Genomic DNA, 4690 nt, shown 5'->3' with positions numbered 1-4690 from the left:
AGGGGGCGCCGTCGTCGCCCGCTCCTACTGCTCCTGCCGCTCGGCCCACTCGACCAGTTCGACGACCACCCCGTTCGGGTCGACGACCTGGAAGAGCTTCTCGCCCCACGGCTCCTCGCGCAGCGGCAGGGTGATCACGACCCCCTCCTCGCGCAGCCGCCGCTCCTCGGCGGCGATGTCCTCGACGACGAACGCCAGGATCACGCCGTCCGCGATCCGGTGGCGCTGGTCCTCGGGGAGGACTTCGAGGCCGCGCCGCAGGTAGACGACATTGACCCCGCCGCCCGGGTGCGCGAGCGAGACGAAGCCGTCGGCCGACATCTGCTCGGTGTAGCCGAAGTGCCGCTGGAGGAAGGCGGCGGAGGTGGTGACGTCCTCGACGGTCAGGGAGACGGCGGTCGTGGTGATCTGCAAGGCGGAGAACCCTCTCGTCGGCATCGCACGGTTATCCCGTACGCAGTACACTATACATAGTACGGAGAATTGCGCCAGGGGTCTCCGCGGAATCCGGGACGGGGCCGGAAACGACGGAGGGAGGCTCCCCGGGCGGGGGAGCCTCCCTCAGGAGGTCGGCGAGGCCGGTGCGGCGCGCGTCAGTAGACGCAGGGGATGCCGCCGTCGGACTGGGCGTCGACGGCCGGGCCCTGCATCGGCAGGTTGGCGGCCGGGTCGGTCGGGGCGCCGCCGGCGGGGGCGGCGGGCTTGTCGGCGGCGACGCCGGTGAAGCCGGTGCCGAGGGTGACGACGACGTGGTCGGCGGCGGTGGCGGCGGACGCGGTGGCGGTCACGCCGTAGCGGGCCGCGACCTGCTCGGCGGCCTCCTTGGCGCCCTTGCCGTAGGTGACGGTGGTGGTCTTCGGCCGGGTGGCGGCCGAGCCGGTGCGGCCCTCCTTGAAGCCCAGGCCGGCCAGCGCCTTGGCCTCGTCGACGGAGGTGACCCCGGCCGCGGAGGAGGCGTTGAAGACGTCCACGGTGACCGGCCCGGCGGCGGCCGGGGGCGTGGTGGCGGCCGGCGGGGCGGCGGGGGCCTGGGTGGCGGGCGCGCCGGAGGCGGCGGCCGGGTCGGCCGGGGCGGGGGCGGCGTCGGCGTAGCCGAAGAGCTGCTTGACCACCTTCTGGACCTTCGCCGGGGTCACCAGGTTGACGTCCTGGCCGTTCTTGGTGCCGAACCCGTCGAAGGTCAGGGTGTTGAACTCGACGTTGCCGCCGGTGAGGTTGGGGGCCTGCTGGGCGAAGTCGAGCACGTTCCACTCGTTGTCGATCACCAGGTCCTTCTGCATCACCCCCATCAGCTCCTGCATCTTGCCGAGGTCGCCGATGACGCCCTTCTGCTTGAGGTTGTGCACCACCGAGGAGATGAAGGCCTGCTGGCGGTGGGTGCGGGCGAAGTCGCCGGTGTTGCCGTCCGGGCCGTCGAGGTTGTGGCGCTGGCGGACGAAGGAGAGCGCCTGGGAGGCGTTGAGCTTGTTGACGCCCTTGTGGAAGTCGGCCCCGGAGCCCTGGCCCTCGATGGCCGGGTCCTTGGTGTCGTGGGTGAGGCAGACCTCGATCGGCTGGAGGGCCTTGGCGATGTCGTAGAAGCCCATCAGGTTGACCTCGGCGATGTGGTCGATGGGCTGGTCGAGGAACTTCTGCACGGTGCGGATGGTGGCCGCGCGGCCGATGTCCCGGCCGGCCTTCTCCAGGTCGGCGCCCTTGAGGCCCTTGGCGCGCAGACCGGCGTCGGCCTTGTCCTTGGCCGCGCCGTAGGCCTCCTTGATCTTGGCCATGCCCATCTGGGAGCCGTTGGCGTCGTAGGTCATCACGTAGTCGTCGCGGGGTATCGAGACGGCCTGCACCTTGCCGCCGTTCGCCGGGATGTGCAGCAGGATCAGCGAGTTGGTGTTGTAGCCGCCGATGTCGGAGCTGTGGCCGGCGTGCAGCTCGTCCTGGACGAACTCGGGCGGGAGGTCCGTGCCGTCCATGTTCTTGCGGCTGTCCAGGCCGATCAGCAGCAGGTTGACCGAGTTGTCGAGGTGCTTGGGGGCGTCCTTCTTGGTCTCGGCGATGACGCCGGAGGTGGTCATTCCGTCGGTGAGCTGCTTGTACTCGTACCAGACCACCCCGCTGGCGGCGAACACCGCCAGGCCGACGGTGCAGGCCACCACCCGGCCCGCGACCAGGGCGGGTGAGGGGCGGCGGGGGCGGCGGGCCTCGGCGCCGCCGTCGGTCCCGGGGTTGTCAGCCATGCTGCCTCCTCCTCGCCCGGACCAGCCGGACCGCGATCACGATGACGGCCGCGGCCGCGGCCTCGGCCATCACGGGAAAGCCGTGCACCACCCACTTCGCGGCGCCGGTGGCCAGGCCCTTGCCCTGGTACCGGTCGCGGTGGGCGGTGAACTCGACGACGGCCGTCACGCCCAGGACCACCAGCGGCGAGGTGGCGAGCACCCACCACCAGCCGTTGCGGCTGCTCAGTGCCGCCGCCAGGCCGGTGCCGAGCACCGCGGCCACGGCGAAGACCAGGCCCATGCCGGGGCCGGAGAGCTCGTCGACCGCGGCGCCGGCCAGCGGTAGTCCGAGGGCGAGGGCCGCCGGCAGCGCGGGGCCGCCGGGCAGCGGGCGTATGTGCCCGGCCGGTTTGTCCGCCGCCCGTCGGCGCGTCCGCTGGTCGGCCGACCGTCCTCGCTGCCCCGCCACGCCCTCACCCCGGTGTTCCCGTGTTCCGCGCGCCATGGTGGCGCCTGCGCCGCGTGCCGTCCGTCGGTTTCGTCGGTCCGGAACTCTGTTCGTGGCGCTGCCAGTTCCGGACGCCGGTTGCCGGTCGGCCGGTTCCCGTGCGGGGGTCCGGCCACCCGTGATCGGGGGAGGCGCTTCCCAATGTCTTCTACACGGGTGTAGAAGTCGTACGCAGCATAGAGCACGTCCGTTCGGCGGGACGTCCGGGTCTTCCGTGGCCTGGATAAACTACACCGGGCAGTTTCTGAGAGGGTCGGCCGGTGCGCCGACGGAAGAGGAGAGGGCCGTGGCGACGACGGGCGGAGCGGGACGGCCGGAGAAGCGCGAGGCGATCACCCGGGCCGCGACGGTGGTGTTCGGCCGCGAGGGGTACGTCCGGGCCAGCATGGACGCGATCGCGGCCGAGGCCGGGGTGTCCAAGCGGACGGTCTACAACCACTTCGGCGACAAGGAGACCCTCTTCCTGTCGGTGGCCCTGCGGACCTCGGCGGAACTGACCGAACGCATCGACGGGCTGATGGCGACGTACCTCGGCCGGGTGGTGGACCTGCGCCGGGACCTGATCGACTTCGCCGTCGAGCGGGCCCGCGCCGTGCTGTCGGCCGGGGAGCACGGGGCGCTCGGCCGGGCGATCCGGGCCGAGGTGGCCAACATCCCGGCGGACGTCCTGGAGGCCTGGCTGGAGGCCGGCCCGGTCGCCTCCCAGCGCGCGCTCGCGCAGCACGTCGAGGCGCTCGCCGGGCGCGGGCTGCTCGCGGTCGAGGACGCCGCCCTGGCCGCCGAGCAGTTCACCCTGCTGACCTTCCACGGCGTCGCCGAGCGCTCCTTCTGGGGCGCGCTCCCGGTGGCGGACGAGGAGGTCGAGCGGATCGCGACGGCCGGTGTGGACGCCTTCCTGCGGATCCACGGCGCGCCGGAGGCGGCGGAGGCGTCCTCGGCGGCACGGGGCTGAGCCCGCCCGGGCGGGAGCGGCCGGCCGCCGCCCCCGCCCGGACCACCCGTGGATCACTTCCAGTTGAGGCCCTTGCCGAGGGTGTACGGCTCGCCCCAGTACTCGGCGCCCGCGACCTTGGAGGCCTCCGGGGACATCGCCACCGCGCAGGAGGTGGCGGACTGGCCGTTGGTGAAGCCCTTGGGCAGCGACTCGCTCTTGCACTTGGCGAAGGAGCCGATGACCATCAGCTCCTGCGCCTCGGTGCCGTCCGCCAGCAGGCCCTTCATGTGGCTGACGCTGGTGTAGGACAGGTCGGTGCCGCCGGCGTTGGTGACCTTGTAGTGGATGTAGTACGGCACCAGGCCCTTGGCCTTGTCGCCCAGGTTGAGCGGGGCGAGGTCGGCCGGGTCGCCCTTCTCGATCGAGGTGACCGCGAGCGCGATGGTGCCCTTGGTGCTGCCCGAGCTGAACGGGACGGTGGCGGCGTCGCCGAGCTTCAGCGTGGTCCCGGCCGCCGGGGCGCTGCCGGCCGGCGCGGGTGCGGTGGCCGAACCGGACCCGGCGCCGCCCGCCGGGACGGAGGCCGAACCGGAGGCGGCCGGGGTGGTGGCCGCGGTGCTCGGCGAGGCGGCCGGGGTGGTGGGCGCACCGGTCGCCGGCGGGGTCTTGGCGGTGTCGGACGACGAGGCGTCGTCGTTGCAGGCGGTCAGGGTGAGCGCGCCGACCGCGGCCAGTGAGGCCAGGGCCAGGGCGCGACGACTGCTGCGGATGGGCTTCACGTGATGTCCCCCGTGGTAGCGGACCCCCGGTGCCGGTGGTCCTCCTGAGGGACGTTCATAGCGCAGCGCGAACGAGCGGGGCCATGGCTTCGACGCGTCCTTGACACGGTCGTGACGAGTCCCTCGCGCCACCGTGACAAGGGATGCCGAGTCGTGATCAGCCGCCCGGACGGGGGGCCGGCGAGGGGCCGACCGGCGTCGGCGCGGGGGGCCGTGGGGCACCCGGAGGAGACCGGGCCCGGTCCGCTCGGCCTGGAGA

At 72.9% G+C, this 4690-nt stretch carries 5 protein-coding genes; 1 reads left to right on the top strand and 4 read right to left on the bottom strand.

Annotation, left to right across the window (positions count from 1 at the left end; genetic code table 11):
• Positions 1 to 24: 24 nt before the first annotated feature.
• The 3 genes from ACFU7Z_RS36520 to ACFU7Z_RS36510 form a co-directional block, all read right to left on the bottom strand.
• Positions 25 to 414: a VOC family protein gene (locus ACFU7Z_RS36520; protein WP_049652540.1), complete on the bottom strand. Its 390-nt coding sequence runs from the start codon at positions 412 to 414 to the stop codon at positions 25 to 27.
• A 179-nt stretch (positions 415 to 593) separates the two neighbouring features.
• Positions 594 to 2228, bottom strand: a complete 1635-nt coding sequence (locus tag ACFU7Z_RS36515; RefSeq protein WP_380782350.1) for an LCP family protein — start codon at positions 2226 to 2228, stop codon at positions 594 to 596.
• Positions 2221 to 2679 (bottom strand): DUF6542 domain-containing protein, encoded by a 459-nt coding sequence (locus ACFU7Z_RS36510; RefSeq protein ID WP_049656675.1) that lies wholly within the window; start codon positions 2677 to 2679, stop codon positions 2221 to 2223. Before ACFU7Z_RS36510 ends, ACFU7Z_RS36515 begins: the two co-directional genes overlap by 8 nt.
• Positions 2680 to 3004: 325 nt before the next feature.
• Between ACFU7Z_RS36510 and ACFU7Z_RS36505 the strand changes: the two genes are divergently transcribed.
• On the top strand, positions 3005 to 3670 hold the full coding sequence (locus tag ACFU7Z_RS36505; protein ID WP_049656674.1) for a TetR/AcrR family transcriptional regulator: 666 nt from the start codon (positions 3005 to 3007) through the stop codon (positions 3668 to 3670).
• 53 nt (positions 3671 to 3723) lie between these two features.
• Here ACFU7Z_RS36505 and ACFU7Z_RS36500 read toward each other — a convergent pair whose 3' ends face one another.
• On the bottom strand, positions 3724 to 4431 hold the full coding sequence (locus tag ACFU7Z_RS36500; RefSeq protein WP_380782347.1) for a hypothetical protein: 708 nt from the start codon (positions 4429 to 4431) through the stop codon (positions 3724 to 3726).
• Between the last annotated feature and the right edge of the window lie 259 nt (positions 4432 to 4690).

This window comes from Kitasatospora sp. NPDC057518, from assembly GCF_042802075.1.
Classification (GTDB): domain Bacteria; phylum Actinomycetota; class Actinomycetes; order Streptomycetales; family Streptomycetaceae; genus Kitasatospora.
This window is presented reverse-complemented; position numbering and strand designations above follow the sequence as displayed.

What these genes read in the sequence shown, in the direction of transcription:
- ACFU7Z_RS36515 (WP_380782350.1), bottom strand. Translation starts at nt 2,228, where the DNA reads ATGGCTGACAACCCCGGGACCGACGGCGGCGCCGAGGCCCGCCGCCCC.